Source organism: Burkholderia stagnalis (assembly GCF_902830275.1).
GTDB lineage: Bacteria > Pseudomonadota > Gammaproteobacteria > Burkholderiales > Burkholderiaceae > Burkholderia > Burkholderia stagnalis.
Genome location: NZ_CADESW010000102.1, coordinates 1 through 431, shown reverse-complemented (window position 1 = coordinate 431; position 431 = coordinate 1). Strand labels below are relative to the sequence as shown.

The window sequence follows — 431 nt, the reverse complement described above, 5'->3', positions numbered from 1 at the left end:
GCGAAAGTGAGGGGTGGCGGACTGGTCAAGATCCACCGATGTTCAGTGGTGGTTTCCGGTGAATTTGTGATTTGACATAATCATAATTATCAACCTGATTGGTTGTAGTGGCTAGATAGAAATGTCCGCTTTTGGCTACATAGAAATGTCCGCTTTCGGACCGCGTAAGCTGACCGGCCGCCGGCTTCCCGGCGCCGGAGGCTGCGATGGCTGCAACGGAACGGATCACGATGACGATGCGCGAGCTGGACCGATTCAAGGTCATTCAGGACGTAGCCGACGGCAAGCTCAAGCCATGGCGTGCGGCAGAACGGCTGGAGTTGACGACGCGGCAGGTTCGCCGGCTGGTCGCCCGGCTGCGTGAGCATGGTCCGGCGGGTTTGGTGTCGGGACACCGATCGAAGCCCGGCAATCGTCGCCTGGATCCAGGA

General features: G+C 58.9%; 1 protein-coding gene. It reads left to right on the top strand.

Annotated elements, in window-relative coordinates; translation table 11 throughout:
* Window positions 1-206 precede the first annotated feature (206 nt).
* Window positions 207-431: helix-turn-helix domain-containing protein (locus tag HWY45_RS36405; RefSeq protein WP_176118515.1), on the top strand; the 225-nt coding region annotated here is incomplete at its 3' end.